The sequence below is a fragment of the Microbacterium sp. CIAB417 genome (assembly GCF_022788845.1).
Genome location: NZ_JAHZUT010000001.1, coordinates 423,755 through 449,474, shown reverse-complemented (window position 1 = coordinate 449,474; position 25,720 = coordinate 423,755). Strand labels below are relative to the sequence as shown.

Annotated in this window: 26 protein-coding genes; 12 read left to right on the top strand and 14 right to left on the bottom strand. The window is 70.4% G+C overall.

The window, feature by feature from the left end:
* Positions 1–7: 7 nt before the first annotated feature.
* Entirely contained in the window at positions 8–253 is a 246-nt protein-coding gene (locus tag KYX17_RS02200; protein WP_243224902.1) for a zf-HC2 domain-containing protein, read from the bottom strand.
* Entirely contained in the window at positions 250–912 is a 663-nt protein-coding gene (locus KYX17_RS02195; RefSeq protein ID WP_283818069.1) for a sigma-70 family RNA polymerase sigma factor, read from the bottom strand. Before KYX17_RS02195 ends, KYX17_RS02200 begins: the two co-directional genes overlap by 4 nt.
* A gap of 49 nt (positions 913–961) precedes the next feature.
* Between KYX17_RS02195 and aroA the strand changes: the two genes are divergently transcribed.
* Genes aroA through bcp form a run of 3 tightly spaced genes read left to right on the top strand, consistent with a single transcriptional unit; the run spans position 962 to position 3,834 of the window.
* Positions 962–2,281: a 3-phosphoshikimate 1-carboxyvinyltransferase gene (gene aroA, locus KYX17_RS02190; protein WP_243224901.1), complete on the top strand. Its 1,320-nt coding sequence runs from the start codon at positions 962–964 to the stop codon at positions 2,279–2,281.
* Complete coding sequence (gene rsgA, locus KYX17_RS02185) at positions 2,278–3,348, top strand: ribosome small subunit-dependent GTPase A (RefSeq protein ID WP_243224900.1); 1,071 nt, start codon at positions 2,278–2,280, stop codon at positions 3,346–3,348. The genes aroA and rsgA overlap by 4 nt, the downstream gene beginning before the upstream one ends.
* A gap of 9 nt (positions 3,349–3,357) precedes the next feature.
* A complete protein-coding gene (gene bcp / locus KYX17_RS02180; protein ID WP_243224899.1) occupies positions 3,358–3,834 on the top strand; it encodes a thioredoxin-dependent thiol peroxidase in 477 nt (158 codons plus the stop codon).
* 21 nt (positions 3,835–3,855) lie between these two features.
* Here the strand turns inward: bcp and KYX17_RS02175 are convergent, their stop codons facing one another.
* On the bottom strand, positions 3,856–4,239 hold the full coding sequence (locus KYX17_RS02175; RefSeq protein WP_243224898.1) for a hypothetical protein: 384 nt from the start codon (positions 4,237–4,239) through the stop codon (positions 3,856–3,858).
* A gap of 210 nt (positions 4,240–4,449) precedes the next feature.
* Here KYX17_RS02175 and KYX17_RS02170 point away from each other — a divergent pair, with 210 nt between their 5' ends.
* Entirely contained in the window at positions 4,450–4,698 is a 249-nt protein-coding gene (locus tag KYX17_RS02170) for a WhiB family transcriptional regulator (protein ID WP_243224897.1), read from the top strand.
* Positions 4,699–4,760: 62 nt separating this feature from the next.
* On the opposite strand, the gene KYX17_RS02165 is transcribed toward KYX17_RS02170, so the two are convergent.
* From KYX17_RS02165 to KYX17_RS02155, 3 genes are all read right to left on the bottom strand, one after another.
* A complete protein-coding gene (locus KYX17_RS02165) occupies positions 4,761–6,239 on the bottom strand; it encodes a sensor histidine kinase (RefSeq protein WP_243224896.1) in 1,479 nt (492 codons plus the stop codon).
* A gap of 56 nt (positions 6,240–6,295) precedes the next feature.
* Positions 6,296–6,844, bottom strand: a complete 549-nt coding sequence (locus tag KYX17_RS02160; protein ID WP_243224895.1) for a YceI family protein — start codon at positions 6,842–6,844, stop codon at positions 6,296–6,298.
* 81 nt (positions 6,845–6,925) lie between these two features.
* Positions 6,926–7,312, bottom strand: a complete 387-nt coding sequence (locus KYX17_RS02155) for an Rv3235 family protein (RefSeq protein ID WP_243224894.1) — start codon at positions 7,310–7,312, stop codon at positions 6,926–6,928.
* Between the two features lie 123 nt (positions 7,313–7,435).
* Between KYX17_RS02155 and KYX17_RS02150 the strand changes: the two genes are divergently transcribed.
* Positions 7,436–8,029, top strand: a complete 594-nt coding sequence (locus KYX17_RS02150) for a hypothetical protein (RefSeq protein ID WP_243224893.1) — start codon at positions 7,436–7,438, stop codon at positions 8,027–8,029.
* Between the two features lie 21 nt (positions 8,030–8,050).
* On the opposite strand, the gene KYX17_RS02145 is transcribed toward KYX17_RS02150, so the two are convergent.
* Positions 8,051–8,326: a helix-turn-helix domain-containing protein gene (locus KYX17_RS02145; protein ID WP_243224892.1), complete on the bottom strand. Its 276-nt coding sequence runs from the start codon at positions 8,324–8,326 to the stop codon at positions 8,051–8,053.
* Between the two features lie 98 nt (positions 8,327–8,424).
* On the opposite strand from KYX17_RS02145, the gene KYX17_RS02140 reads away from it, so the two are divergent.
* The gene (locus KYX17_RS02140) at positions 8,425–9,036 is read left to right on the top strand and encodes an SAF domain-containing protein (RefSeq protein ID WP_243224891.1); all 612 of its coding nucleotides are present in this window, start codon (positions 8,425–8,427) and stop codon (positions 9,034–9,036) included.
* On the top strand, positions 9,033–10,310 hold the full coding sequence (locus KYX17_RS02135; protein ID WP_243224890.1) for a P-loop NTPase: 1,278 nt from the start codon (positions 9,033–9,035) through the stop codon (positions 10,308–10,310). Before KYX17_RS02140 ends, KYX17_RS02135 begins: the two co-directional genes overlap by 4 nt.
* On the opposite strand, the gene KYX17_RS02130 is transcribed toward KYX17_RS02135, so the two are convergent.
* Together KYX17_RS02130 and secA are read right to left on the bottom strand one after the other, a co-directional pair.
* Entirely contained in the window at positions 10,201–11,427 is a 1,227-nt protein-coding gene (locus KYX17_RS02130) for a pyridoxal phosphate-dependent aminotransferase (RefSeq protein WP_243224889.1), read from the bottom strand. The two genes, KYX17_RS02135 and KYX17_RS02130, sit on opposite strands and share 110 nt — an antisense overlap.
* Positions 11,428–11,584: 157 nt before the next feature.
* On the bottom strand, positions 11,585–14,386 hold the full coding sequence (secA, locus tag KYX17_RS02125; RefSeq protein ID WP_243224888.1) for a preprotein translocase subunit SecA: 2,802 nt from the start codon (positions 14,384–14,386) through the stop codon (positions 11,585–11,587).
* Between the two features lie 177 nt (positions 14,387–14,563).
* On the opposite strand from secA, the gene KYX17_RS02120 reads away from it, so the two are divergent.
* Together KYX17_RS02120 and KYX17_RS02115 are read left to right on the top strand one after the other, a co-directional pair.
* Complete coding sequence (locus tag KYX17_RS02120; protein ID WP_243224887.1) at positions 14,564–15,172, top strand: PadR family transcriptional regulator; 609 nt, start codon at positions 14,564–14,566, stop codon at positions 15,170–15,172.
* A gap of 80 nt (positions 15,173–15,252) precedes the next feature.
* Entirely contained in the window at positions 15,253–16,590 is a 1,338-nt protein-coding gene (locus tag KYX17_RS02115; RefSeq protein ID WP_243224886.1) for a hypothetical protein, read from the top strand.
* Positions 16,591–16,663: 73 nt separating this feature from the next.
* Here the strand turns inward: KYX17_RS02115 and hpf are convergent, their stop codons facing one another.
* The 5 genes from hpf to mtrA all read right to left on the bottom strand — a co-directional run bounded on the left by hpf (position 16,664) and on the right by mtrA (position 22,287).
* Positions 16,664–17,320, bottom strand: a complete 657-nt coding sequence (hpf, locus tag KYX17_RS02110) for a ribosome hibernation-promoting factor, HPF/YfiA family (protein ID WP_243224885.1) — start codon at positions 17,318–17,320, stop codon at positions 16,664–16,666.
* Positions 17,290–18,069, bottom strand: a complete 780-nt coding sequence (locus tag KYX17_RS02105) for a ComF family protein (protein ID WP_243224884.1) — start codon at positions 18,067–18,069, stop codon at positions 17,290–17,292. The genes hpf and KYX17_RS02105 overlap by 31 nt, the downstream gene beginning before the upstream one ends.
* 107 nt (positions 18,070–18,176) lie before the next feature.
* Positions 18,177–19,880, bottom strand: a complete 1,704-nt coding sequence (locus KYX17_RS02100) for a GerMN domain-containing protein (protein WP_243224883.1) — start codon at positions 19,878–19,880, stop codon at positions 18,177–18,179.
* On the bottom strand, positions 19,877–21,598 hold the full coding sequence (gene mtrB, locus KYX17_RS02095) for an MtrAB system histidine kinase MtrB (protein ID WP_243224882.1): 1,722 nt from the start codon (positions 21,596–21,598) through the stop codon (positions 19,877–19,879). The genes KYX17_RS02100 and mtrB overlap by 4 nt, the downstream gene beginning before the upstream one ends.
* 8 nt (positions 21,599–21,606) lie before the next feature.
* The gene (gene mtrA / locus KYX17_RS02090; protein ID WP_243224881.1) at positions 21,607–22,287 is read right to left on the bottom strand and encodes an MtrAB system response regulator MtrA; all 681 of its coding nucleotides are present in this window, start codon (positions 22,285–22,287) and stop codon (positions 21,607–21,609) included.
* Between the two features lie 172 nt (positions 22,288–22,459).
* Between mtrA and KYX17_RS02085 the strand changes: the two genes are divergently transcribed.
* Genes KYX17_RS02085 through KYX17_RS02075 form a run of 3 tightly spaced genes read left to right on the top strand, consistent with a single transcriptional unit; the run spans position 22,460 to position 25,691 of the window.
* Complete coding sequence (locus KYX17_RS02085) at positions 22,460–23,863, top strand: hypothetical protein (protein ID WP_243224880.1); 1,404 nt, start codon at positions 22,460–22,462, stop codon at positions 23,861–23,863.
* Positions 23,860–24,498, top strand: a complete 639-nt coding sequence (locus KYX17_RS02080; protein WP_243224879.1) for a DUF4129 domain-containing protein — start codon at positions 23,860–23,862, stop codon at positions 24,496–24,498. Before KYX17_RS02085 ends, KYX17_RS02080 begins: the two co-directional genes overlap by 4 nt.
* On the top strand, positions 24,495–25,691 hold the full coding sequence (locus KYX17_RS02075) for a DUF4350 domain-containing protein (RefSeq protein ID WP_243224878.1): 1,197 nt from the start codon (positions 24,495–24,497) through the stop codon (positions 25,689–25,691). The genes KYX17_RS02080 and KYX17_RS02075 overlap by 4 nt, the downstream gene beginning before the upstream one ends.
* Positions 25,692–25,720: the final 29 nt, after the last annotated feature.

Sequence of the window (25,720 nt, the reverse complement as noted above, 5' to 3'; positions counted from 1 at the left end):
CGGCGGATCAGTGCGCCGAGGCCTGCACCGCGCGGAGCCTGGCGAACACCTGATCGCGGAGCTCCTCCGGCGCGGTCTCCTTGCAGGCGCGCGCGAGCACCTCGGTCAGCGTCGTCGCCACGAGCGCCTCGTCCCGGCATCCGGGGCAGTTCTCCAGGTGCTCGCGGATCTCGGCATGCTCGGTCTTGCAGACCTCGTTGCGGAGATATTCCTCCAGATCCTGGCGTGCCTTCTCGCAGCCGCAATCCGTCATTTCCTGCTCCTCGTACCGGCCGCGGAGATTCCTCGCTCCGCGGCGTAATCTGCCAGCAGCTCCCGCAGCATCCGCCTGCCACGGTGCAGACGGCTCATCACGGTGCCGATGGGGGTCTTCATGATGTCGGCGATCTCCTGATAGGCGAAGCCCTCGACGTCGGCGAGGTACACCGCCAGCCGGAAGTCCTCGGGCAGCTCCTGCAGCGCATCCTTGACCACGGACGCGGGCATGCGATCGATCGCCTCGGCTTCGGCGGACCGACTGTGCGAGGCCGTCGTCGACTCCGCTCCGCCCAGCTGCCAGTCCTCGAGCTCGTCGATCGTGCCCTGGAAGGGCTCGCGCTGCTTCTTGCGATAGATGTTGATGTACGTGTTCGTGAGGATCCGGTACAGCCACGCCTTGAGGTTCGTACCCTGCGAGAACGACGACCACGAGCCGAAGGCCTTCACGAAGGTCTCCTGCACGAGATCCGCCGCGTCGGCGGGGTTGCGGGTCATGCGCATGGCCGCGGCATAGAGCTGATCCATGTACGGGATCGCCTGCGCCTCGAACTCGCGCCGGGGGTCGCCGACCGTGTCGGCAGGTGCGGTGTCATCCATCACCGGCCAGTCTAGGCCGACGATGTCCGCGAAATCCTGATCGACCGTCGCGATCATCACCACTCCTCCTCGGCGTTGTCACCGCCGTTCACTACAGTGGAAACCGATGAGTGACAACCGGTATTCCCCCGCCTCCGTCCGTGGCGCCTACCTCGCGCCCACCGCCGATTCCGCCGTGCACGCCGTCGTGACCGTCCCCGGCTCGAAGTCGCTGACCAACCGCGAGCTCATCATCGCCGCGATCGCGGACGGTCCCGGCCGTCTCGTCGCCCCGCTGCACTCCGACGACTCGCGTCGCATGGTCGAGGCGCTGCGTGCGCTCGGCACCGGGATCGAAGAGGTGGATGCCGGGCGGGAGTTCGGCCCCGACCTCGTCGTGACCCCGGCAGCGCTCACCGGCGGCGTCACGATCGACTGCGGTCAGGCCGGCACCGTGATGCGCTTCATCGCCCCGCTCGCAGGCATCGCGGCGGAGGATGTTCATCTCACGGCGCATGAGACCGCCCTGCATCGTCCGATGGGGGCGATGATCACGGCGCTGCGCGATCTTGGCGTCGACATCGACGATGAGGGCACGTGGTCGCTGCCGTTCACCATCCGCGGCCACGGACGCATCCGAGGTGGACGCATCGAGATCGATGCCTCGGCTTCGAGCCAGTTCGTCTCCGGCCTGCTGCTGGCCGCTCCGCGCTTCGACGTGGGGCTGCACCTCGTGCACACCGGCGAGCACCTTCCGAGCCTCCCGCACATCGATATGACGATCGAGGCGCTCAGCCGCCGCGGCATCCGCATCGAGCGTCCTGCGACCGGCGAGTGGCTCGTCGAAGCCGGAGTCCCTCGGGCCAAGGAGATCGCGATCGAGCCCGATCTGTCCAACGCCGCGCCGTTCCTGGCGGCCGCCCTCGTCACCGGCGGTGACGTGACGGTCACCGGATGGCCGCTGCACTCCACGCAGCCCGGCGCTCTGCTGCCCGAGATCCTGCAGGCGATGGGAGCGCACGCCGGCCGGCAGCACGGCGACCTCACGGTGCGCGGCGGTTCCGGCATCCGCGGCGTCGACCTCGACCTGTCCGCGGCCAGCGAGCTCACGCCCACGATCGCCGGCCTCGCCCTCTTCGCGGACTCCCCCACCACGATTCGCGGGATCGGGCACATCCGCCTGCACGAGACGGACCGGATCGCGGCTCTGATCCGCAACATCCGCGCGCTCGGCGGCGAAGCCGAGGAGCTGAGCGACGGTCTGCGCATCGTGCCGCGCGAGCTCAGCGCCGGTACGTGGTCGGCGTTCCACGACCACCGCATGGCGACCACCGGCGCGCTCGTCGGACTGCGCGTGCCCGGTGTCGAGATCGACGACATCGGCACGACCGCGAAGACCCTGCCCGAGTTCACGCAGCTGTGGGAGCGGATGCTGGGGGCCCTGTGAGCTGGCTCGATCCCGACGACGACCTCGACGACGAGTTCGAGGAGTTCGACGAGTCGAGCATCCGGGTGCGGCCGAACCCGAAGGCCAACCGCCCGAGGACCAAGCGGCGTCCGGCGCACGTGGACGCGGAGATCGGGCGGGTGCTCGGCGTGGACCGAGGCCGCTACGCCGTGATGCTCGACGAGGGGACGACGGACGAACGCACCATCACAGCCACGCGGGCGCGCGAGCTGCGCCGCACTCCGATCGTCACCGGCGACCAGGCGAGAGTGGTCGGCGACACCTCCGGCGACGAGGGCACGCTCGCGCGCATCGTCGGCATCGTCGACCGCACGTCCCTGCTCCGCCGCAGCGCGGACGACACCGATCAGGTCGAGCGGGTCATCGTCGCCAACGCCGACCAGATGCTCATCGTGGTCGCCGCGGCGGATCCGGAACCCCGTCCGCGACTGGTCGACCGGTACCTGGTCGCGGCGCTGGATGCCGGGATCCGCCCGCTCCTCGTCGTCACCAAGACCGATCTGCACGACCCCTCCGTCTTCCTCGCGCATTTCGAGGGCCTGGAGCTGCAGGTGTTCACCAGCGCCCGCGACGAGATGCCGGTCGACGAGATCGGAACCGCGCTGATCGGGCACTCCACCGTCTTCGTCGGGCACTCGGGAGTGGGCAAGTCGACGCTCGTGAACGCCCTGGTCCCTTCGGCCGGCCGCGCGACGGGTCATGTCAACCAGGTCACCGGGCGCGGTCGGCACACGTCGTCGTCCACGGTGTCGCTGCGCTACGAGAGCGCGGCGGGCACCGGGTGGGTGATCGACACCCCCGGCGTGCGCTCGTTCGGACTCGGACACGTGGACCCCGGGAACATCCTCGCGGCGTTCACCGAGCTGGCGCGCATCGCCGAGGACTGCCCGCGCGGGTGCACGCACCTGGCGGACGCGCCGGACTGCGCACTGATCGAGGCGGCCGAGCGCGGCGAGCTCAGTTCCGCGGAGCTCGCACGTCTGGACTCCCTGCAGCGCCTGCTGCAGACGTTCGCCGACAAGGCCGAGCAGACGCCCGGACGTTAGGCTGGGGACGTGACTGAAACGCGCCTCGCCCCCGGTGACCCCGCCCCCGACTTCACGTTGCTCGATCAGGACGGCTCGAGTGTGCAGCTGGCCGACCTGCGCGGCGAGAAGGTCGTGCTGTACTTCTATCCGGCCGCCATGACGCCGGGGTGCACCACGCAGGCCTGCGACTTCCGCGACAGCATCGCATCGCTCCAGAGCGCCGGCTACCGCGTCGTCGGCGTCTCGCGCGACGAGCCCGCGAAGCTGGCCGAGTTCCGCGACCGCGATGCGCTCACCTTCACGCTGCTGAGCGATCCCGACCACGCGGTCCACACCGCCTACGGCGTGTGGGGCGAGAAGATGAACTACGGCAAGGTCGTCGAGGGCGTCATCCGCTCGACGTTCGTCCTCGACGAGCAGGGCGTCGTCACGCATGCGCTCTACAACGTCAAGGCGACCGGTCACGTGGCGCGACTGCGGAAGATCCTCGGCGTCGACGCCTGAGCCGGGCGGTCGCCCTCGGCGTCACTCCTCGCGAGTCGGGGCCTCGCGGCGCGCGCTGGCCAGCAGCAGCACGAGTCCCAACACGCCGGGCGCGCCGACGGCGATGACGAACGCCCACGGCACCGGCTGGAGCGTGAGCGACGCGAGCGCCAGCGCGATCGCCAGCACCTGGAGGACCACGCCCCCGGAGCGCGCCCAGGAGCGTCCACGCAGCGCGCCGAACGCGAAGGCGACCAGAGCGCCCGCGCCGATCAGCGTCAGCGCGATCAGAGCGAGAGCCGTCGCCAGGTTCGCGGCGCCACCCGAGCCGAGTCCGAAGACCTCCATCAGGGCGATGACCAGAAGGGCCGCCCCTTCCAGGGCGAGGACGGCGGCCGCCGCACGGGCCAGGCCGGGAGCGTGCACGGTTTCTCCTGAGAATCGGATCTGAATGCACAAAACCCTTGATTTCGTGCGGGTGCTGTAACACAATGTTAACAGTCATGTGCTCCCACAGCGGCGTGGGGCGAGCATCCGCTCGCATCACTTCACCAGGGTAGCGGAACCCGATTCCCCGCCGCCCGAATCAGAGCCATCGAACGTCGTTGGTTCACGAATCCACACCAAGGAGCCCCCATGGACTGGCGCGACAAGGCCGCCTGCTTGACTGTCGACCCCGAGCTGTTCTTCCCCGTCGGGAACACCGGACCGGCCGTCGACCAGATCGAGAAGGCGAAGGCCGTCTGCGCCACCTGCACCGTCACCGAGATCTGCCTGCAGTACGCCCTGGAGACGAGCCAGGACTCCGGCGTCTGGGGCGGCCTCAGCGAGGACGAGCGCCGCGCCCTGAAGCGCCGCGCAGCCCGCGCCCGTCGCGCCAGCTGACCCGACCTGTGACGAAGGCCCCTCCGCGGAGGGGCCTTCTTTCGTGTGCGCCGGTCAGACAGTCACTTCTTGATCCAGCGCAGCGGTATGTCGATGGTCACCTCGGTGCCCTCGCCGTCAGTACCCTTCCACTCGATCGTGCCGCCGAGCTCGCCCTGGATGAGCGTGCGGATGATCTGCGTGCCCAGGCCCTGACCGACGCGCCCCTCGGGAAGTCCATGACCGGTGTCGGCGACCGTCACGCGCAGGTTCTCATCCGTTCGCGAGGCGTCGATCGTGACGAAGCCCTCCTGGCCGGCGAGACCGTGCTCGACCGCGTTGGTGACGACCTCGGTCAGCGCCAGCGCCAGCGGTGTCGCGTACTCGCTCGGCAGCACGCCGAAGTGCCCGCTCGATCGGGTCCGCGCCCGCGTGTTGGGGGCGGCGGCCACCTCGGCGACGAGCTTGAGCACGCGGTCGAACACCTCATCGAAGTCGACCTGCTGGGTGAGGCCCTGTGCCAGGGTGTCATGCACCACCGCGATCGAGTCCACTCGGCGCATGGCCTGCGTGAGCGCCTCGCGCGCCTCCTCCGAGTGCGTGCGGCGCGCCTGGATGCGCAGCAGCGAGGCGACGGTCTGCAGATTGTTCTTCACGCGGTGATGGATCTCGCGGATCGTCGCGTCCTTGGTGATCAGCTCCTGCTCCTGGTGGCGCAGCTCCGTCACGTCGCGGCACAGCACGATGGCGCCGATGCGGGTGCCGTGATCGCGCAGCGGGATCGCCCGCAGCGACACGGTGACGCCGCGCGCCTCGATGTCGGTGCGCCACGGCGCCCGTCCGGTCACCACGACGGGCAGTGACTCGTCCACCTGGCGCGTCACGGGGAGGATGCGCGTGGTCACCTCGGCCAGGGATTCCCCCTCGAGCTCGTCGTCGAAGCCCATCCGGTTGAACGCAGACAGCGCGTTCGGGCTGGCGAAGGTCGCGATCCCGTCCACGTCGATCCGGATCAGGCCGTCCGACGCGCGCGGGGCTCCGCGGCGCGGCGATGTCGGAGCAGCGAGGTCGGGGAACTCCCCCGATGCGATCATGCGGAACAGATCGTTCGCGCAGTCGTCGAACGTGATCTGCTGCCGGGACGGCGTCCGCGCCTCGCCGAGGTTCGTGTGCCGCGTGAGGACGCCGATCACCCGCGAGCCGTGCTCCGTGCGCTCCACGACGATCGGCACGGCGCGCACACGCGTCGGCGTCTCCTCGAACCAGTCCGGAGACGAGGAGTCGACGATCTCCCCCGCGTCGAACGCGCCCTGCACCTGCGTGCGCCACTGCGGCCGCACCCGTTCTCCGACGATGTCGCGGTAGAACAGCGTCGCCGCACCGCTGGGGCGCGTGTGCGCCACCGCGACGAAGGAGCCGTCGTCCGTCTCCACCCAGACCACGATGTCTGCGGAGGCGAGGTCGGCGAGGAGCTGTCCGTCACCGGCGAGGCGGTGCAGCCATTCGACGTCGCTGTCGGTCAGGCGGCCCTGCGCGAGGACGAGATCACTGAGAGTTGACACGTCTCCCAGCCTAGGGCGTGTCACCGACCCTGCACCGTCAGGCCGGCCTCCCCGCGTCAGTCGACCTTGACCGCGGAGATCTCGAACTCGAGGGTGATCTTCTCGGAGACCAGCACGCCACCGGAGTCCAGCGGCACGTTCCACTCCAGACCGAAGTCTCGGCGCTGGAGGCGCCTGGTCCCCTCGAATCCTGCTCGGAGCTTCCCGTCGGCATCGGTCTCGATGCCGATGAGCATGAGCGGGATCACGACCTGCTGGGTGACGTCGCGGATGGTGAGGTCGCCGGTGACAGCGAACGCGTTGTCGTCGACCTCTTCGATGTGTGAGCTCACGAAGGTGATCTCCGGCCATCGCTCCGCGTCGAAGAAGTCCGCGCTGCGCAGATGATCGTCGCGCTGCTTGTTTCGGGTGTCGATGCTGGCGACACGGAGGATCACCTGGGCCGAGGAGTTCGAGGGCTCGTCGGTGTCGACGTGCAGATTGCCCGCGATGTCGTTGAAGGAGCCGCGGACCGTGGTGACCATGGCATGACGGGCCGAGAACCCGATCCGCGTGTGCGCGGCGTCGAACTCCCAGTCGCCGTTGACTCTCTGGAGGTCGTTCATCTGGCTCCTACCTGATCACGAGGGAGAGGATAACCGGATGAGCATACCAATCCGTCCGTTCGCCGTCTCGCCCGTCATCGCTCAGAGGACGGCGAGCGAGGTCGCACGCCACCGGCGGTCCAGCCCTTCCAACCGGATCGCGACCGCCCGGGTCCGGCCGGGCCCCGCGACGATCACGACGGCCTCGACCACCCCGTCGGCGGGCGCGGACCGCCGCACCGAGAGGATCTCGAACACCGGCCTGCTGGGACGGACGTTGCGCGCGCTGCGGGCTCGGGCGGACAGATTGGCGCGGATCACGAGCTTCGCGTAGGCCTCCTCGCTGAACCATCGGGCCAGCTGGTCCACCTCCCTCACACCGGCGAAGACCTCCAGCGCTCCTTGGGTGAGGCTGCGCAGCAGCGGCTCCGGATCGGGCAGCTGCGACGCCGGCGTCGGCTGCGGGGAGAAGTACTCGTGCAATGTCATGTCGTGCCGTTCTCGTGCGTGACGTGCCGAAAGTAGATCACGTCGCGCGGCCGGAAAGCGGTCTTCGCGAGCACATTGTGGATAACTCGTACATGCGGATCGCGCCTCCCCTACGCTCGATGCGTGCACTGGGATCGGCTGTTCGAGGACCTCGAGGGGCAGCTCGCCTCGGAATGGGAGGCGGAGCGCGCCGCGCTGGAGGCCGAGTCCGAGCGCCTGCGCATCTCCCGCCTCGGGCTGCGCGAGCGGCTGCGTGCTCTCCGCGCGAGGGATGCGACGATCACCGTCGAGCTCCCTGCGGGGCGCACGACCACCGGCGTCGTCGAGGAGATCGGTGCGGACTGGTTCGCGATCGCGGATGCGGCGCCCGCTCGCGGAACGGCGCTGATCCCGCTCGCGAGCGTCCGCGGCATCCGGATGGATCACGGCGCCCTGCTCTCGAGCCTCTCCCCCGATGCGGCCGCCGGCGCCGCGTCGGCGGTGCGCGAGCGCATGACGCTCGGCTTCGTGGTCCGCGACCTCGCCCGCCGACGGGTGCCGCTGACCGTCGAAGACGTCGACGGTCACCGGCGGCACGGCACCGTCGATCGCGCGGGGGCGGATCACCTCGATCTCGCCCTGCACGATGCGGGTTCGCCGCGGCGTGCACAGGACGTCCGCGGTCACGTCGTGATCGTCTTCGCCTCCATCGCGGCGATCGACGTCGGCCCGCACTGACGCGCTCTCACGCGTGCGGACTCACGGGCGGTGCGGCGTGGTGCCCCAGACCTCCGGGAAGCTCGCCTCGTTCGCCTGTCGCCACAGCGCCATCCGCCTTGCCTGCTCGGACTGCTCGTCCAGGTACTCGGCGAGACTGCTCTCCTCGATGCGCCAGCGCTGCGGAGATCCGAGCTGCGAACCGCGCAGTCGCCCCTCGTGGACGAGGGCGATGACCTCATCGACCTCGATGCTCAGCAGCTCGGCGACCTCGGCAGGGGCGAGGAAGCGCGGAGCGCGCGGGGACGGTTCGGGCATGCTCCTATTGTCCACGCTGGGCGGCATCGGCGCCTGGGACCGACACCCCTGTGGATAACTTCCGCTCGGCTGGACCGATTTCTGTGACGATGTCCTGCATGACCACCCCCACGCGCGCCCGCCGCACCCCGTGGGCCGACGCCCGGTTCTTCATCGGCGTCGCCCTCGTCGTGCTCTCGATCGTCGGCGTCTGGCTCATCGTCGACGCGTCCCGCAGCACGACGCCCGTGCTGCGGGCCGACCGGACGATCGTGCCTGGTGAGGCCCTGAGCTCCGCCGACTTCAGCGTCGTCGAGGTCTCGCTGGGCACAGCGGAGGACCAGTACCTCGCGCCGCAGGATCTCACCGCGGGTCACATCGCGACCCGCGCCATGGCCGAGGGAGAGCTGCTGTCTGCGGCAGCGGTCGGCGATGCGGACGACGCCCGCACGACGACGATCGTGGTGGAGAGCAGCGTGGGCCTTCCCGCCGAGATCGACGCCGGCACCGTCGTCGAACTGTGGCAGGCGCCTCCTCTCGAGGAGGGGTACGACGAGCCGCGAATCCTCGTGGCCGACGTGACCGTCGCCTCGCTCGTCGACTCCGAAGGGATGATGACACAGGACCGCCCCGCGGTGGAGCTCGTGATCGACCGTGCCGACGTGGCCGACGTGCTGTCGGCCATCACCGGCGGAGCGGCCCTGTCGATCGTGCCCCTGGGTTCGCGATGAGCGTCGTGGTCATCGCGATCGAGGAACCGCGGGCATCGGTTCTCGCCGAGGAGCTCGAGGACCTCGGCCTCGCGGTCGCGGCCGTGGTCCCCGTCGGAACGGTTCCCGATGCGGCGGTCGGGAAGGTCGACGCCCTCATCATGCCGGCCAGCAGGGCCGCGCTCACCGCCGAGGTCGTCGGGGCCTGCGATCGGGCCGGGATCCGCATCATCGCCCTCGGCGACGGGGAGTCCCGCCTGCTGGGCCGGTTCGGCATCACCGGGGCGCTGGCGTCGGATGCGGCGGCCGAGACCATCGCCGCCGCCGTGAGGACGGACGCACCCGGCCCCTCGTCCGGCGTGCCACGCGCGCAGTCGTCACGGGTGATCGCGATCTGGGGACCGCAGGGTGCGCCAGGACGATCCACGGTCGCCATCCAGCTCGCGGTCGAACTGGTCCGCACCGGCCACCGCACGGCGCTGCTGGACGCCGACAGCGTCGCTCCGTCCATCGCGTTGCTGCTGGGGCTCAGCGACGAGGCACCGGGGATCGCGGCCGCATGCCGTCGTGCCGAGCTCGGCGGCCTGGACGCCTCCGAGCTGACCCGGCTCGCCGCCGTCGTCGAGACGGCGGGCGGCGGCCTCGAGGTGCTCGGCGGACTCAATCGGCCGAGCCGATGGCCCGAACTCACCGCCCCGCGTCTGCGCGGCACGCTGACGGCCTGCCGGGAGTGGGTGGACCGCGTGGTCGTCGACACCGCCGCGGCCTTCGAGGCCGATGACGAGGTCACCTGGGATCTCGAGGGCCCCCGGCGTCACGCCGCGACCGCAGCGGTGCTCGCCGCAGCCGACGAGGTGATCGCCGTGGCCTCGGCCGATCCGCTCGGCATCGCGCGCTTCCTGCGCGACCATGCCGAGCTGCGCGGCATCGTCGGCGACGCGCCAGTGCGCGTCGTGGTCAACCGCGTGCGCCCGGGTCCCCTCGGGATCGATGCGCGCGGCCAGGTGCGGCGCACCCTCGAGCGCTTCGCCGGCATCACCGACGTGACCTTCCTGCCGTACGATCAGCGCGCCGCGGACGCCGCACTGCTGCACGCCCGCCCGGTCGCCGACGTCAGCCCGCGCTCGCAACTCGTGGCCGGCATCCGACGGCTCGCGCAGACCGCGGATGAAACCGCGGCCGACGTCACTGCCGGTAGTCGGCGAGGAAGTTCCCGAGTCGCTCGATCGCGTCGCCGAGCACCCGCGGCTCCGGCAGCGTCACGACGCGGAAGTGATCCGGGGTGGGCCAGTTGAACCCGGTCCCCTGCACGAGGAGGATGTGCTCCGCGACGAGCAGGTCATAGACGAACTTCTCGTCGTCGTGGATGTCGTGGACGTTCGGGTCCAGTCGCGGGAACGCGTACAGCGCTCCCTGCGGCTTGACGCAGGAGACGCCGGGGATCGCCTCGAGCCCCTGCCACGCCACGTCGCGCTGCTCGTGCAGCCTCCCGGTCGGCGCGATCAGCGCGTCGACCGACTGCACACCGGACAGCGCGGCCTGCACCGCGTGCTGAGCGGGGACGTTCGGGCACAGTCGCGTCGAGGCCAGGAGCGTGATGCCCTCGATGAACCCCTTCGCGTGGTCCTGCGGGCCTGTGATGACGAGCCAGCCGGAGCGGTATCCGGCGACGCGGTAGGTCTTGGACAACCCGTTGAAGGTGAGGCACAGCAGATCGGGGGCGAGGGTGGCCGTCGGGATGTGCACGGCGTCGTCGAAGAGGATGCGGTCGTAGATCTCGTCGGAGAGCAGCAGCAGCTCGTTCTCGCGGGCGATCTGGACGATGCCCTCGAGCACCGCGCGGGAGTACACGGCACCCGTGGGGTTGTTCGGGTTGATGATGACGATCGCCTTGGTGCGCGGGGTGACCTTGGCGCGGATGTCCTCGAGGTCGGGCTCCCATCCGGTGTCCTCGTCGCACAGATAGTGCACCGGGGTTCCGCCGGCCAGGCTGGTCATGGCCGTCCAGAGCGGATAGTCCGGGGCCGGGATCAGCACCTCGTCGCCCTCGTCGAGCAGGGCCTGCATGGTCATGGTGATGAGCTCGGACACCCCGTTGCCGAGATAGACGTCATCGGGATCGACCGGCGGGAACCCCTCGATCTGCTCGTAGCGGCTCACGACGGCGCGACGGGCCGAGATGATGCCCTTGCTGTCGCTGTAGCCGTGGGCGGTCGGCAGTGCCGCCAGCATGTCGTGCACGATCTGGTGCGGCGCTTCGAACCCGAAGATCGCCGGGTTGCCGGTGTTGAGTTTGAGGACCGTGTGGCCCTCCGCCTCGAGTCGCGCCGCCTCTGCCGGAACCTTGCCACGGATCTCGTACAGGACGTTCTTGAGCTTCGACGACTGGTCGAAGTGGCGCGAGTGGGTCATTGAGAAAGCCTACCGCCGCGAAGCGGATGCTCCTGGCCGTCGGGCCGATGCCTGATCCACCGGCGCGACTGTGGACCTCTCCGGCGACCGGTACGATGACCGGCCGCCGGATCCGCTCACTTCTTCTCGCCCGCGGCGCGGGGGTCGGCCGGTCCGCTCACTTCTTCTTGCCCGCGGCGCGGCGCTGGGCGCGGTTCTGCGGACCGGCGCCCTGTCCGCCGTCGGTGCGCTGACCGAAGGCTCCGCGCTCGGCGGGCGCCTCGGCCGCGGGAGCGGCGGATGCCGCCGCGGCCGCACGGCGCACGCGATCGGTCGCGGCCTGCTGCACCTGCCCGCGCTCGTTGCGAACCTCGACGTCTCCCGAGTCGCTGGGCGCCGAGTACTCCAGGCGCTGCTCGGGGGCGCCGTCGACGAGGCCCTTGGCCTCCACGGATGCCGCCTCCGAGTCGCCCGCACGGCGCACCTCGACCTCGAGGTTGTAGAGGTAGCCGACCGACTCCTCCTTGATCTGCCCCATCATCGCCTGGAACATCGCGTAGCCCTCGCGCTGGTACTCGATCAGCGGGTCGCGCTGCGCCATGGCCCGCAGGCCGATGCCGTCCTTGAGATAGTCCATCTCGTAGAGGTGGTCGCGCCAGCGGCGGTCGAGCACCTGCAGCACGACGCGGCGCTCGAGCTCGCGGGTCGCGGGCGTGCCGAGCGCGGCCTCGCGCTTCTCGTACGCGATCCTCGCGTCGGAGAGCAGTTCGCGGATGAGACCGTCCGACGTGATCCCGCCCTTGCGCCCCTGCGCCTCCGAGACGACCTCGTCGATCGTGACGCCCACCGGGTACAGCGTCTTCAGCTCGGTCCAGAGCGCGTCGAAGTCCCAGCTCTCGTTGTGCCCCTCGGCGGTGTGGTCCTTGACGACGCCGGTGATGGCATCCTCGATGAAGTGCTGCACGCGGTCCGCGATGTCGTCGCCGTGCAGGATCTGGCGGCGGTCGGCGTAGATGGCCTCGCGCTGACGGTTGAGGACGTCGTCGTACTTCAGCACGTTCTTGCGCATCTCGGCGTTGCGGGCCTCGACCTGGGACTGAGCGCTGCGGATGGCGCGCGAGACCAGCCCGGACTCGATCGGGACGTCATCCGGGAAGTTCGTGCGCGCCAGGATCGCCTCGGCGGCCCCGGACTGGAAGAGGCGCATGAGGTCGTCGGTGAGGCTGAGGTAGAACCGGCTCTCACCGGGGTCGCCCTGACGGCCGGAGCGACCGCGGAGCTGGTTGTCGATACGGCGGGACTCGTGGCGCTCGGTGCCGAGGACGTAGAGGCCGCCGGCCTCGACGACCTTGGCGCTCTCCTCGGCCACGATCGCCTTCATGGACTCGTAGGTCTCGTCCCAGGCCTGCTCGTACTCCTCCGGCGTCTCCGCCGGGTCGAGCCCCTTGGCCTTCAGCTCCTGCACGGCGAGGAACTCCGCGTTGCCGCCGAGCATGATGTCGGTTCCTCGGCCGGCCATGTTCGTGGCCACCGTCACGGCGCCGAGTCGTCCGGCGCGGGCGACGATCTCGGCCTCACGGGCGTGGTTCTTCGCGTTGAGGACCTCGTGCTTGATCCCCTTCTTGGCGAGCAGGCGTGACAGGTACTCGCTCTTCTCGACGCTGACCGTGCCCACCAGCACGGGCTGGCCCTCGGCGTGGCGCTCGGCGATGTCCTCCACGACCTGCGCGAACTTGGCGGTCTCGTTCTTGTAGACGAGGTCCGGCTGGTCCTTGCGGATCATCGGCTTGTTCGTCGGGATCGGGACGACGCCCAGCGAGTACGTCGACATGAACTCGGCCGCCTCGGTCTCGGCGGTACCCGTCATGCCGGCGAGCTTGTCGTACAGGCGGAAGTAGTTCTGCAGCGTGACGGTCGCGAGGGTCTGGTTCTCGGCCTTGACCGGCACGCCCTCCTTCGCCTCGATGGCCTGGTGGACGCCCTCGTTGTAGCGCCGGCCGACCAGGATGCGGCCGGTGTGCTCGTCGACGATCATGACCTCGTCGTTCATGACGACGTAATCGGTGTCCTTCTTGAACAGGGCGAGTGCCTTGATCGAGTTGTTCAGGAACGAGATGAGCGGCGTGTTGGCCGACTCGTACAGGTTGTCGATGCCGAGGTAGTCCTCGACCTTCTCGATTCCGGGCTCCAGCACCCCGACCGTGCGCTTCTTCTCGTCGACCTCGTAGTCCTCGCCCGCGACCAGGGTGCGGGCGATCTTGGCGAACTCCGCGAACCACCGGTTGGCCTCGCCGGACGAGGGACCGGAGATGATCAGCGGCGTACGCGCCTCGTCGATGAGGATCGAGTCCACCTCGTCGACGATCGCGAAGAAATGCTCGCGCTGGACGAGGTCCTCCTTGCGCCACGCCATGTTGTCGCGCAGGTAGTCGAAGCCGAACTCGTTGTTGGTGCCGTAGGTGATGTCCGCCGCGTACTGCTCGCGACGGACGGCCGGAGTCTGCCCCGACACGATGATGCCGGTGGTCATGCCGAGCGCGCGGTACACCCGGCCCATGAGCTCGGCCTGGTACGAGGCGAGGAAGTCGTTGACCGTGATCACGTGGACGCCCTTGCCCGCGATGGCATTGAGATAGGTCGGGAAGGTGGCGACCAGGGTCTTGCCCTCACCGGTCTTCATCTCGGCGATGTTCCCCATGTGCAGGGCCGCGCCGCCCATGATCTGCACGTCGTACGCGCGCATGCCGAGCGTGCGCTTCGCGGCCTCCCGGACGGCGGCGAACGCCTCGGGCATGAGCTGATCGAGCGTCTCGCCGTTCTCGAACCGGGCGCGCAGCTCCGTGGTCTCGTTCGCGAGCTCCTCGTCGGTGAGCTTCTCGAAGTCCTCCTCCAGCGCGCCCACGGCCTTCACGACCTGGTTGAGGCGGCGAAGGATGCGACCTTCACCCGCGCGCAGCAGCTTCTCAAGAGGATTCGCCACTTAAGTCATCTCCCTGTTCTGGGTCAGATCCCGGCCGCCCCGATGGAGCCGGTGCCGGGCATACTGTGCCATGTTACCGGGCTGTGACCTGCGCGTCGCCTGCATGGGCGCGCCGCGACGTTTCCGCGTATGCATATACTCGGCAGTGCTGCGCCGCCTCCGCCCCGAAGGAGCCCCATGTCCGTCCGCCAGAGTCTGCTCGCGATCCTCGACCAGGGGCCCTGTTACGGCTACCAGCTGCGCGCCGAGTTCGATCGCCGCACCGGGTCCACCTGGCCCCTGAACGTGGGCCAGATCTACAACACCCTTGAGCGCCTCGAGCGCGACGGCCTGGTCGAGCGCGGCGCACCGGACGAGCACGGCCATGTGTACTGGCAGATCACCCCGGCCGGAACCGCAGACGTCGCCTCCTGGCTTTCCGAACCCGTGACGCGGGGCACGGCGACCCGCGACGAGCTCGCGATGAAACTCGCCGTCGCCGCCACCCTCCCAGGGGTCGACGTCGCCTCGGTCATCCGCGCCCAGCGCGCGGAGACACTGCGGCGACTGCGGTGCCTCACCGCCGCATCGCCGACCGTCGACGCGGACGGCGATGCGGAAGAACTCGCCCGTTCGCTCGTGATCGACTCGATGGTGTTCGCCGCCGAGGCCGAGATGCGCTGGCTCGAGCACGCCGAGCAGCGCCTGGCCGCGCATCCGCAGCACGCCCTGGCGCTCTCGCTGGCGACCGAGCGCCCCAAACGCGGACGTCCTGCCAGAGCGCAGGCCGCGAAGGTCGGCGCATGAACGCCGGTCTCCGCCTCCGCCCCGTTCGCCTGGAGCGGATGCACAGCCGACGCATCGCCGAAGGAAAGTAGGATCGGCTCATGGCTGGATTCTGGGGCAGGCGCAAGCGCGATCAGGAAGCTCAGGCGGCGCAGGACGCCGACCTCGCACGCAAGGCCGAGCAGGCACTCGTCGCAGCCGACGAGCGCATCCGCACGGCGAGCGACGAGCTGGTCTTCGCGGAGGCGGAGCTCGGCGCGTCGCTGACCGCCGATCTCAAGGCCGCCCTCGACGCCGTCCGCACGCACCTGCGCGAGGCGTTCCAGCTTCACCAGCTCAACCACGACGAGATCCCCGACACCGAGGAGGAGTTGCGCACCCGCAACGCGCGCATCGCCCAGCTGTGCGAATGGGCCGAGCAGCTCCTGGACGAGAAGACGGCCGTTCTCGCCCAGCAGATCGCCAAGGTCCGCCAGGCTCCGCAGGTCGTCGCGCAGCTGCGCACGGATGCCGAGGCGCTGACGGCCCGGATCCCCCAGGCCCGTGCCGCCAGCGAACGCCTCTCCGCCCGCTACTCCGAATCCGCCATGGACCAGATCGCGGCCGCCGCCGACGAGGCCGAGCAGCTCGTCGCCTTCGCCACCCACGGCGCCGAAGTCTCCGAGCGGCGCCGCGCGGCCCGTCAGAACGAGGAGGCCAACCTCGCGCTGGAGACGGCGACCGAGGCCGTGCGCCGGGCAGGCGTCGTGCTCGATGCCGTCGAGGACTTCGAGATCGAGGCGCTGCGCGCGGAGTCGACCCTCGCGGAAGTCGTCGCCGATTCGCGCAGCGACATCATCGCGGCCCGCACGGCCCCGCGCGTCCCCGCCGTCACGGAGGCCGTCGCCGCACTCGAGCAGGCCCTCGAATCGCTGGCGCCGTCCGGCAGCCGCAACGATCCGTTCGCGGAGCTCAGCCGGCTTCGCACTGCGAACACGGCTCTCGACGACGCGATCGCGAAGGCGCGGCACAGGGCGGAGAACCCCCTGCCCTCGGTCGAGCACGTGCAGCACGCCCTCGACGACGCCGACCGCCAGCTCGGCGTGGCCCGCAGCCTCATCGCGGGACATCGCGGCTGGATCGGCGCCGACGCGCGCACCCGCCTGGCCGAGGCCGAGCGGCTGCGCACGGACGTGCCGACGCTGCTGCCCGCCGAGGACACGCGCGAGCAGGCTCTCGCGACAGCCCGTCGGGTCGCTCAGCTCGCCTCGGAGGCACTCCAGCTGGCGCAGCGCGACATCGACTCCTCGCGTCCGCAGCAGCAGAACGACGACTGGGGCGGCGGCTGGGGCGGAGGCGGCTGGGGCGGCGGACGCCGTGGCGGTGGCGGCGGCGACCTCGCCTCCGGCATCCTCGGCGGTCTCGTGATCGGCAGCATCCTGGACGGCATCTTCGACTGACCTGCCGCCACGACGAACCCCCTCGTGTTCGGGTGAACACGAGGGGGTTCGTCGTCTCAGGAGAGACGCAGGTTCAGGATGCCAGGGCCTCCTCCGGCGGTGCCTGCGTCGTCAGCGAGATGACGCCGTAGTCCCATCCCTTGCGGCGGTACACGACGCTCGGGTGGTCGGTGCGCACGTCCACGAACAGGAAGAAGTCGTGTCCGACCAGCTCCATGCGGTCCACCGCCTCCTCGACGGTCATCCACTCGGCGTCGAAGTTCTTGGTCCGGATCACGACCGGCGAGTACGTCTCGTCCTCCTCCGGCTGCACCGGGATCGCGCCGGTCGCCACGGCGTGCAGGACGTCGGCGGACGCCGGCTGCACATCGATCCCGGTGAGGGCTCCGCTGCCCTTCTCGAAATGGGCACCGCGCGGGTGCTGGCGGCCGTCCACGCGCTTCTCCTTGGCGCGGCGCAGCTGCTCGGACATCTTGTCGAGGGCGAGGTCCAGGGCGACGAACTTGTCACCGTCCGTGGCCTCCGCACGCACCACCGGGCCCTTGCTCACGAGCGTGAGCTCCACGGTCTCGTCGGGAACGCGGCCGCCCCGATACGCCCGATGGGTGACCTTGACGTCCAGGCGCTGCGCGCGGGCGGCGAGCGTGGAGATCCGGGCGATCTTCTCCTCGACAACGGTTCGGAAGCGATCCGAGATGCTCACTCCGACGCCGACGATGCTCGTTTCCATTCGTGCCTCCTTGTCCCGGTCCTCCCGGCCAAGGGCGGACCGTGGTCGCCTTGTGACCCCCTACCGTAGTCCGCGTTCGGTGGGATGTCATCACCCATTTCCTCCGTGTCTCCGATGAGTTCACCCTGACGTGGCGTGGCAGCCAGCGCGATGGCGCCGCGCACGTGGAAACCCGCTTCCTGCAGCACGCGAACCGCCTCGGCGAGCGTCGCTCGCGTCGTGATCACGTCGTCCACGACGACCACCTCGGCACCGTCCCCGCGTCGACGCGCGCGCATGCTCCCTTCGACGTTGCGGGCCCGCTCGACGCGGCCGAGGCCGCGCTGATCGCGCACCGTTCCCGCGGCGCCGAGCAGGCGGACGGGACGCCCTCCGGCCGCGCGGATGAGCAGATCCGGGACGCGGTAACCCCTCCGGCGGAACGCACGGCGCGAGGTGGGCACCGGCACGAGCAGCACGGCGGGATCATCGGGAAGCACCGCTCCCAGGGCCGCGCCCAGCGGTCGCGCGAGCAGCGTGATGCCGTTCTCCTTGACGGCGCGGATGCAGCGGGCGGCTACGCCCTCGAACGGCAGGGCCGCGGTCACCGGGATGCCCGAGACGGGCGAGCGACGCACCGGGGCGGGACCGAGCCGGGCACGGCAGGAGGCGCACAGCAGCCGCCCCGGCTCGTCGCAGCCCGTGCACGACGCCCCCAGAAGCAGACTGAGGACCTCGTCGAGCAGTGTCGAAGCCGCGTCCTGTTCCACCCGGCCAGTGTGACGGGTGGAATCGATCCGCCGCTCGCACGCACAGGTCTCCCCTCGGCATCTGTGCACAATGGGTCGATCGGTCCGCGTGTGCAGAACGAGTGGGGTCAGTATCCGGCGCGCGTGCCGAGGACGAGAACGTCCTCGTAGAACTCCTGCCAGGCGGAGACCCGCGGCGCGAAGAGCGTGCCTTCGGAGCCGAGCACGCGCACGCCGGCCGGCGACTTCGCGCCCGCGAGCGAGACGCTTCCGGGCGGAGCGCTCTGCGCGCTTCCGGGCCCGCCGACCACCTGCGTCGTCAGCAGGGCCTCCTCACCGGGCACCAGGATGCCGAGATTCTCGGTTCCCAGCCACACCAGCCCCTTCGCCGGTGTGCTCAACTCGGCCACCTCGTGGATCGGCCCGAGTCCGGTGGGCATGTTCCGGTCGTCCCGGAGGATCACCGCCGTGACGATGCTCTGGCGCCCTCCGATCGTCACGAGGGCCGCGATGCGCACGCCGTCCGTCGAGACGCGCAGCGCAGAGATCGCCGACGCCTCGGGCCACGCTCCGGCGATGTCGTGCGGAGTGACGTCCTCGGTCCAGGCGTGCAGCTCCTGGGGGTCACTCGCGGGCGCGGACCAGATGTAGCCGTACGGGTCGATCGAGGGCTTCACGAGCCCCGGCGGCGCGAGCACCTCGTTCACGTGGCCTTCCGTGACCGCGAACACCGCACCGGTGGCCAGCTGGACGGCGGCGAGGCGCTCGCCCTGCGCCAGATCGATCGCGGCTATGGGCTGTTCGATCCGCGCCAGTTCGTCACTGATGCCCGGGATCGGCGTGACCTCGCTGCCGACGAGACTGCCGAAGCCGTCTTCGGTGAGCACCACGGTGCTCACGTCCGTGTCGTCGCCCGCGAGACCTGCCGTGTCGGCGTCCAGCGCGGTCCCGTTCACGGTGAAGCGCACCTCGCTGACCCCGGCCGCGGTCAGGCTCCTCTCCAGTTGGGTGCGCATGCGCGCCAGCGTCATCCCGTCCAGCGCCAGCGCCTCATCGGTCAGCGCGACGGTGGCGACCTGCTCGCTGACGGGGACCGAGCTGCCGTCCAGCAGCACGTCCGCCGGGAACGCGCTCTGTACCGCCGGCTCGAGCCAGTCGCTGGGGGCGCCTTCGATGACCGCTTGGGCGATCGTCGTCGCGACCGTCGAGCGCCGCGGATACCAGCGCACATCGGGCACGAGATGACGCCAGCCCTGGTCGAAGTACTGCAGCGCATAGCGGTTGTACACCTGCTGGAACGAGACCTCGTCGAGGACGATGCCGTCCGGCGCGCTGGCGATGCGCCATTCACCATCTTCGTCGCGCGTCAGGGTGAAAGCGAGCTCTGTGTCGCCGCTGGCCTCCGTGTAGCGGCCGTCGCCGTCGACGCTCGCGCGCTGATCGAGTTCGACCGAGACGTCGGCGGTGGTGGCGGCCTCCGCCTCCTCCGGGGACTCCACGTCGGACCCGTAGGCCCGCGAGCCGGCCACGTCGATCGTCACGCCGACCCCGGGTCGCCAGGAGTCCGCGAGCTCGGGGGTGAGGAACTGCTTCGCGATCGCCCAGTTGTCGGCCGGAGTGATGGCGGCCTCGATGAATCCGGCCACGATGGCCTCGGGCCCCGCCCCCGCGATCGGTCCGGAGGCGCGTTCGGTGATCTGCGGATCGGTGTCGGTGTTGCCGGCGAGCGGTTCGATGCCCACGGGTCCCGAGGTGGGGAGCCCGGCGCACGCTGTCAGTACGAACGCGAGAGTCGCGATCGCGAGCGTCTTGAGGGACCTGGCGGTTCTCATGAGCGATCCTCCCCGTCCGCGGAACGACTCGGGTCGACCGCGCCGTTCTCCGCGGCATCCAGTTCGTAGCGCACCTGCGTGATGTGCAGCGGCTGGGTCTCGTCGGACAGATCGGCCAGCGCGTTCTCGGGCTCCAAGGCGACCGGCGAAGGGCCCTGGAGGTGTCCGGGGGTGCGGGGGATGGTGAGCACGAAGTTCGAGCCGACCGCGAGCTCCGACCAGACGGCCAGAGAACCGCCGTGCAGGCGGGCGTCGCCGAGGGCGATCGACAGCCCGAGCCCGGTCCCGCCGATCGTGCGCTGCCGGGACGGGTCGGCGCGCCAGAACCGGTCGAAGACGCGCTCGGTGTCGGCGGCCGACATTCCGAGGCCGAAGTCGCGGACTCCGACCGCCACCGCGTGCTGATTGCTGTCGACCGTGACGACGACCGGACGCCCCTCGCCGTGCTCGATGGCGTTGCCGATGAGGTTGCGCAGCACCCGGCGCACGCGGCGCGCGTCCATGTCGACCGGCGAGTACCCACCGGGGGCGACCATGCGCAGCTCGGTGCCGTGTCCGTCCGCGAGCGGACGCATCTGATCGATCACGTCCTCGGCGAGCTGGGCGAGACTCGTCGCCTCGAGCTCCAGCTGCACGGAGCCGGCGTCGTAGCGGCTGATCTCAAGAAGGTCGTTCAGCAACGTCTCGAACCGCTGCACCTGGGTGTGCAGCAGCTCCGTTGTACGGGCGGTCGTGGCGTCGAAGTCATCGCGCTGGTCGTTGAGCATGTCGGCGGCGAGCCGGATGGTCGTGAGCGGGGTGCGCAGCTCGTGCGACACATCCGACACGAACCGCTGCTGCACGAGAGACAGCTCCCCCAGTTCCTTGATCTGCGCCTCGATGCTGTCCGCCATCGCGTTGAACGAGCGCCCCAGGGTCGCCAGCTCGTCCTCGCCGTGCACCGGGATCCGCACGCCGAGGTCGCCGGTCGCGAAGCGCGCGCTGGTCTGGGACACCTCGACGATGGGCACCGACATCGAGCGCAGCACGATCCACGAGATCGCGGCGATGATCGCCACCAGCGCGGTGCCGGCGACCCACAGCGTGCGCTGGACGAAAACGAGAGTCTGCTCCGAGTCCGCGAGGTCGTAGGCGATGTACACCTCGTACGGCCCCACCTCGGGGACGAACAGCTGCTGTCCCACGATGATGCCGGGGACCTCGGTGCCGTCCTGGTCGAGAGCGACGGACTGCCACGCCTGCACGTCGTCGAGCTCCTCCACCCTGGTGCGCAGTGCAGGGCTGACCAGCTCATCGCTGAGCAGCTCCGAGCTGAAGCTGGGCGGAGCGTATCCGCCCGGCTCGATGTCGCCCTGGAAGACGGCGATCCGGTCGGACGAGGAGGTGCCGCTCAGGTCGCGCTGGACCACTCGCCACAGTGCGACGAACGCCGCGCGGTCGTCCCCCACCTCGGCGGAGTCCAGCGTGCTCTGCGCCACCGACACCGCACGGCGCGCGTCAGCCAGCGCCTGATCCCTGCGGGATTCGAAGAGGTCGTTCGCGATCACGAGCGCCATCGTCGCGCACGTCACGAACACGGCCGTCGCCGTCAGCAGGAGCGTGATGGCGATGGTGCGGAAACGCAGCGAACGGCGCCACAGAGCGCTCACGTTCGCGGGCCAGCTGCGCCAGTCGCGCCAGAGCCCGACCGGGGTCGCCGTCGCGCTCGTCGCGATCACGCGGGCTCCTAGGCGACGCTGCCGGCGCGATAGCCGACTCCGCGCACCGTCATGACGATCTTCGGGTTGTCCGGGTCGAGCTCGACCTTGGCGCGCAGACGCTGGACGTGCACGTTCACCAGGCGCGTGTCCGCCTTGTAGTGGTAGCCCCACACCTGCTCGAGCAGCATCTCGCGGGAGAACACCTGCTGCGGGCGGGAGGCGAGGGCGACGAGGAGCTGGAACTCGAGCGGCGTCAGGGCGATCGGCGTCGCGCCGCGGCGGACCTCGTGCGCGTCCACGTCGACGACGAGGTCGCCGATGCGCAGCACTTCGCTCGCCGCCTGCGTGGACGGGCGCAGGCGCGTGCGGATGCGGGCGACGAGCTCCTTGGGATTGAACGGCTTGACGATGTAGTCGTCCGCTCCGACCTCGAGCCCCCGCACGACGTCGGCGGTGTCGCTGCGGGCTGTGAGCATGATGATCGGGATGCCGGATTCGGCGCGGATCCGCGTGCAGATCTCGATGCCGTCCATCCCGGGGAGCATGAGGTCGAGCAGGATCAGGTCCGGGCGCTGCGTGCGCCACTCCTCGACAGCCCGGGCGCCGTCCGCGCAGAAGACCGGCTCGAAGCCCTCGGTGCGCAACACGATCCCGATCATCTCGGCGAGTGCGGTGTCGTCGTCGACAACGAGGATGCGTGAGGTCATGTGTGCCCAGCTCCGACTTTCTTCCCAGGGCGCCCGCCGGGAACACACCGAACGGCCGCAGATTTTCCCAGCGTACTTCACGACACGCCGGGAATCACGGAACCGGACGGCGGCCTGCTGAGCACCCGCGTCCGTATGACACGATGGGAACGGCACCGTCGGAGGGAGCGCCGTGAGCGGACAGATGTGGACACCCGCCCCGAAGAGGGGCATCGTGCCGCTGCATCCGTTCACGTTCGGCATGCTGCTGGGACGCGCGTTCGCCGTCCTGCGCCACAACCCGAAGGTCGTGTTCGGGTTCGCGGTGGTCATGCAGCTCGTGATGGCGCTCATCGCCGCGGGCATCATGATCACGGTCCTCGTCGTCACCATCCTGAGACTGCAGAACGTCTCGCCAGGCTCCCCCGACTTCGAGCCGCTGCTGATCGGGACGCTCGCGATCAACGGGCTGGTCGCGTTCTGCGTCGGTCTGCTCTCGCTCGGGTTCACGGCGCTCGTCCAGGGCATCGTCGCCGCCGAGGTCCGCTACGCGGCCGTCGGCGAGAAGGCGCGTCTGGGACAGCTCTGGGCGCAGGTGCGCCCGGTGTTCTGGCGCCTGGTCGGCTTCGCCCTGCTGCAGATGCTGTTCACCCTCGGGCTCGTCGCCGTGGCCGGCGGCATCATCGCCGCGATGGTCATCGGCGCGATCGGCGGGTCCGGGGACTTCATCGGCATCGGGATCGGCATCGTCGTGCTGCTCATCCTCGCCAGCATCCCGCTGGCCGTGTGGCTGTGGACCAAACTGCTGCTCGTCCCCAGTGTGCTCGTGTTCGAGCACGCCACACTGCGGGAGGCGCTCGTGCGCAGCTGGCGTCTGACCCGGGGCCGGTTCTGGGTCGCGTTCGGCGTGATGTTCCTCATCAACCTGATCATGGGATTCGCCGCCCAACTCGTCAGCATCCCGCTGTCCCTGCTGTCGAGCCTGCTCCTGCCCGTCCTGTCCCCCACGGGGGCGCAGGACCCCGCAGCGATCATCATCGCGGCGACGCTGGCCACGGCGATCCCTCAGATCCTGGTGCTGGTGATCCAGGCCGTCGCCCTCGTCGTGCAGGGCACGGGGGCCGCCTTCGTGTACATCGACTGCCGCTACCGCTACGAGGGACTCGACCAGTCCCTCATCGCCTTCCTCGAGCGCCGTGACCTCGGCTGGGCGCCCGAGCAGCTCGGCGACCCGTTCGCCGTGGATCCGACGAGGGCCGTCACGAGCGCTCCCCCGCCGGCGCAGGTCCCCGACATCGTCCGCATGCAGTCCGGCTGGGCGCCCGGATACGGGCAGGCGCCCTACCCGCCGCAGCAGTACGGGCAGGTTCCGCCGCAGCCGTACGGCACGCCCGCCCCGGCGCCGGGACCGACCCCGTGGCCGGGCCCCGCGTCCGCACCGGCACCTGCGCCCGCACCGGCGCAGGCCGCTCCTCCGGCACCGGCACGGCCCGCACCGGCACCTCCCGCTCCGACGCCTCCCGCGCCGGCACCGCCCGCGCACCCCCTGCCGCCGACCGACAGTCCCTGGGCTCCGCCCGGCGGTCAGCAGCCATGATCCTGTTCTCGGAGTACTTCATCCCCGATGGGGACGAAGCGCGCCGGCTGGCCGAGGAGGAGCTCTCCAACCCGCGATACGCCGAGGCGCAGCCCACCTGGTTCGACCTGCTGGCGCGTGACGTGCTCCGCTACCTCACCGATCTGTTCACCCCCGAAGGCGGCGGTCAGGTCGGTCCACTCGCCCTCGTGATCGTGTGCATCGTGATCGTGGCCGCGCTGGTCGCCGCGCTCATCGTATGGGGGCGCCCGCGGGCCTCACGCGCGGTGCGCGGGCGCGGGCGCGACCTGCTCGGGGATCGCGACGATCGATCGGCCGCGCAGCTGCGCGCGGATGCCGAGCGCTCGGCCCGATCGGGCGACTGGGATGCCGCGACCATCCTGCGGTTCCGCGCTCTCGCGCGCGGCCTGCTGGAACGGGACCTGATCGACCCGGCTCCGGGCGCCACGGCGCAGGCGATCGCCCGCGACACGGCCCGCGTCTTCGCGGACGAGGCCGCCGCGCTGCGCGACGCGGCGGCGGCGTTCGACGATGTCCGCTATCTCGAGCATCCGTCGTCCGAGCAGCGCTACCGGCAGCTCGCCGGACTGGACGAGCGCCTCATCTCTCGGCATCCCGAGGCGGTGACGGCATGACCGACACCGCCACCCGCCCCGACGGCTCGTCCACAGCGGCCGCCGCGCCGCGCCGTGCGCGCCGCTGGATCGGCTGGATCCTCGTCGTCCTCCTCGTGATCGGCGCGGCGTCCGTCGTCCTGCTCGTGTCGCAGTCGGCCTCCGTGCCGTTCCGCGGCGGAGGCGACCCGGACGGCACAGGAGAGCACGGCACCCTGGCGCTCGCGGAGATCCTGCGCGACCAGGGCATCGAGGTCGACGTCGTGCGCTCCCGGACTCAGGCCGTCTCCGAGATACGGGACGACACGACACTGGTGATGACGGATCCGTACTCGCTGTCCGACGAGGCCGTGGCCGCGCTCATCGAGCCCGCCAACCGCACCGTGTTCCTGTCCGCGAGCTCACGCATCCTCGATCTGCTCGACCTCGGCGAGGGGACGACCGCGAGCACGTCCGCGGCGGTGACGGCATCCTGCGACCTCCCCGAGCTCGCGGAGATCGGCACCATCCATCCCGGACGGCTGTTCGTGCCGGCCGACGGCGTCACCGGCTGCTTTCCGGATGCGGACGGCAATGCCGCACTCCTCGTCGACGACAGCGGCGGCGCCCGCACGGTCCTGATCGACGGTTCCCGGCTCTTCGGGAACGGCTACCTCGCCGAGGACGGCAACGCCGCGCTGGGACTCGCGCTGCTCGGGCAGACCGGGCACGTCGTCTGGTACGTGCCGTCGCTCCTGGACAGCGACCTGGAGGCGCAGACCGACCCGTCGCTCGGCGACCTCACCCCCGACTGGGTGACGCCGGCGATCGTCATGCTCATCCTGGCCGGCGCCGCGGCCGCCGTGTGGCGCGGACGCCGCTTCGGACCGCTGGTCGCCGAGACGCTGCCCGTGACCGTGCGGGCCTCGGAGACCATGCACGGCCGAGCACGCCTGACAGCCAGGGCGGCGGATGCCGAGCACGCCGGCGCTGCGCTGCGCGACGGCACGGTGCGCAGGCTCGCGCGGCGGCTCGGCCTGCACGAGCGCGCCGGCGCCGCCGAGGTCGCCGATGCCGCCGCGGACCGTCTCCGCGTCCCGCGGACCGCTGTGCAGGCGCTGCTCACCGGCCCCCTGCCCGCCTCCGACGATGCGCTGATCGACGATGCGCGCCGTCTCGCCGACCTCGAGGCCTCGGTCGACGCCGCCGTTCACGCCGAACGGGGTGCATCGTGACCTGCTCCGCCTCCGTGCCACTGGAAGGG

What these genes read in the sequence shown, in the direction of transcription:
- KYX17_RS02195 (WP_283818069.1), bottom strand. Translation starts at nt 912, where the DNA reads ATGATCGCGACGGTCGATCAGGATTTCGCGGACATCGTCGGCCTAGAC.
- KYX17_RS02200 (WP_243224902.1), bottom strand. Translation starts at nt 253, where the DNA reads ATGACGGATTGCGGCTGCGAGAAGGCACGCCAGGATCTGGAGGAATAT.
- KYX17_RS02100 (WP_243224883.1), bottom strand. Translation starts at nt 19,880, where the DNA reads ATGAGAACCGCCAGGTCCCTCAAGACGCTCGCGATCGCGACTCTCGCG.
- KYX17_RS02160 (WP_243224895.1), bottom strand. Translation starts at nt 6,844, where the DNA reads ATGAACGACCTCCAGAGAGTCAACGGCGACTGGGAGTTCGACGCCGCG.
- KYX17_RS02130 (WP_243224889.1), bottom strand. Translation starts at nt 11,427, where the DNA reads ATGACCCACTCGCGCCACTTCGACCAGTCGTCGAAGCTCAAGAACGTC.
- KYX17_RS02170 (WP_243224897.1), top strand. Translation starts at nt 4,450, where the DNA reads ATGGACTGGCGCGACAAGGCCGCCTGCTTGACTGTCGACCCCGAGCTG.
- mtrA (WP_243224881.1), bottom strand. Translation starts at nt 22,287, where the DNA reads ATGACCTCACGCATCCTCGTTGTCGACGACGACACCGCACTCGCCGAG.
- KYX17_RS02115 (WP_243224886.1), top strand. Translation starts at nt 15,253, where the DNA reads ATGGCTGGATTCTGGGGCAGGCGCAAGCGCGATCAGGAAGCTCAGGCG.
- KYX17_RS02155 (WP_243224894.1), bottom strand. Translation starts at nt 7,312, where the DNA reads ATGACATTGCACGAGTACTTCTCCCCGCAGCCGACGCCGGCGTCGCAG.
- KYX17_RS02080 (WP_243224879.1), top strand. Translation starts at nt 23,860, where the DNA reads ATGATCCTGTTCTCGGAGTACTTCATCCCCGATGGGGACGAAGCGCGC.
- KYX17_RS02075 (WP_243224878.1), top strand. Translation starts at nt 24,495, where the DNA reads ATGACCGACACCGCCACCCGCCCCGACGGCTCGTCCACAGCGGCCGCC.
- KYX17_RS02135 (WP_243224890.1), top strand. Translation starts at nt 9,033, where the DNA reads ATGAGCGTCGTGGTCATCGCGATCGAGGAACCGCGGGCATCGGTTCTC.
- KYX17_RS02140 (WP_243224891.1), top strand. Translation starts at nt 8,425, where the DNA reads ATGACCACCCCCACGCGCGCCCGCCGCACCCCGTGGGCCGACGCCCGG.
- hpf (WP_243224885.1), bottom strand. Translation starts at nt 17,320, where the DNA reads ATGGAAACGAGCATCGTCGGCGTCGGAGTGAGCATCTCGGATCGCTTC.
- aroA (WP_243224901.1), top strand. Translation starts at nt 962, where the DNA reads ATGAGTGACAACCGGTATTCCCCCGCCTCCGTCCGTGGCGCCTACCTC.
- KYX17_RS02145 (WP_243224892.1), bottom strand. Translation starts at nt 8,326, where the DNA reads ATGCCCGAACCGTCCCCGCGCGCTCCGCGCTTCCTCGCCCCTGCCGAG.
- KYX17_RS02120 (WP_243224887.1), top strand. Translation starts at nt 14,564, where the DNA reads ATGTCCGTCCGCCAGAGTCTGCTCGCGATCCTCGACCAGGGGCCCTGT.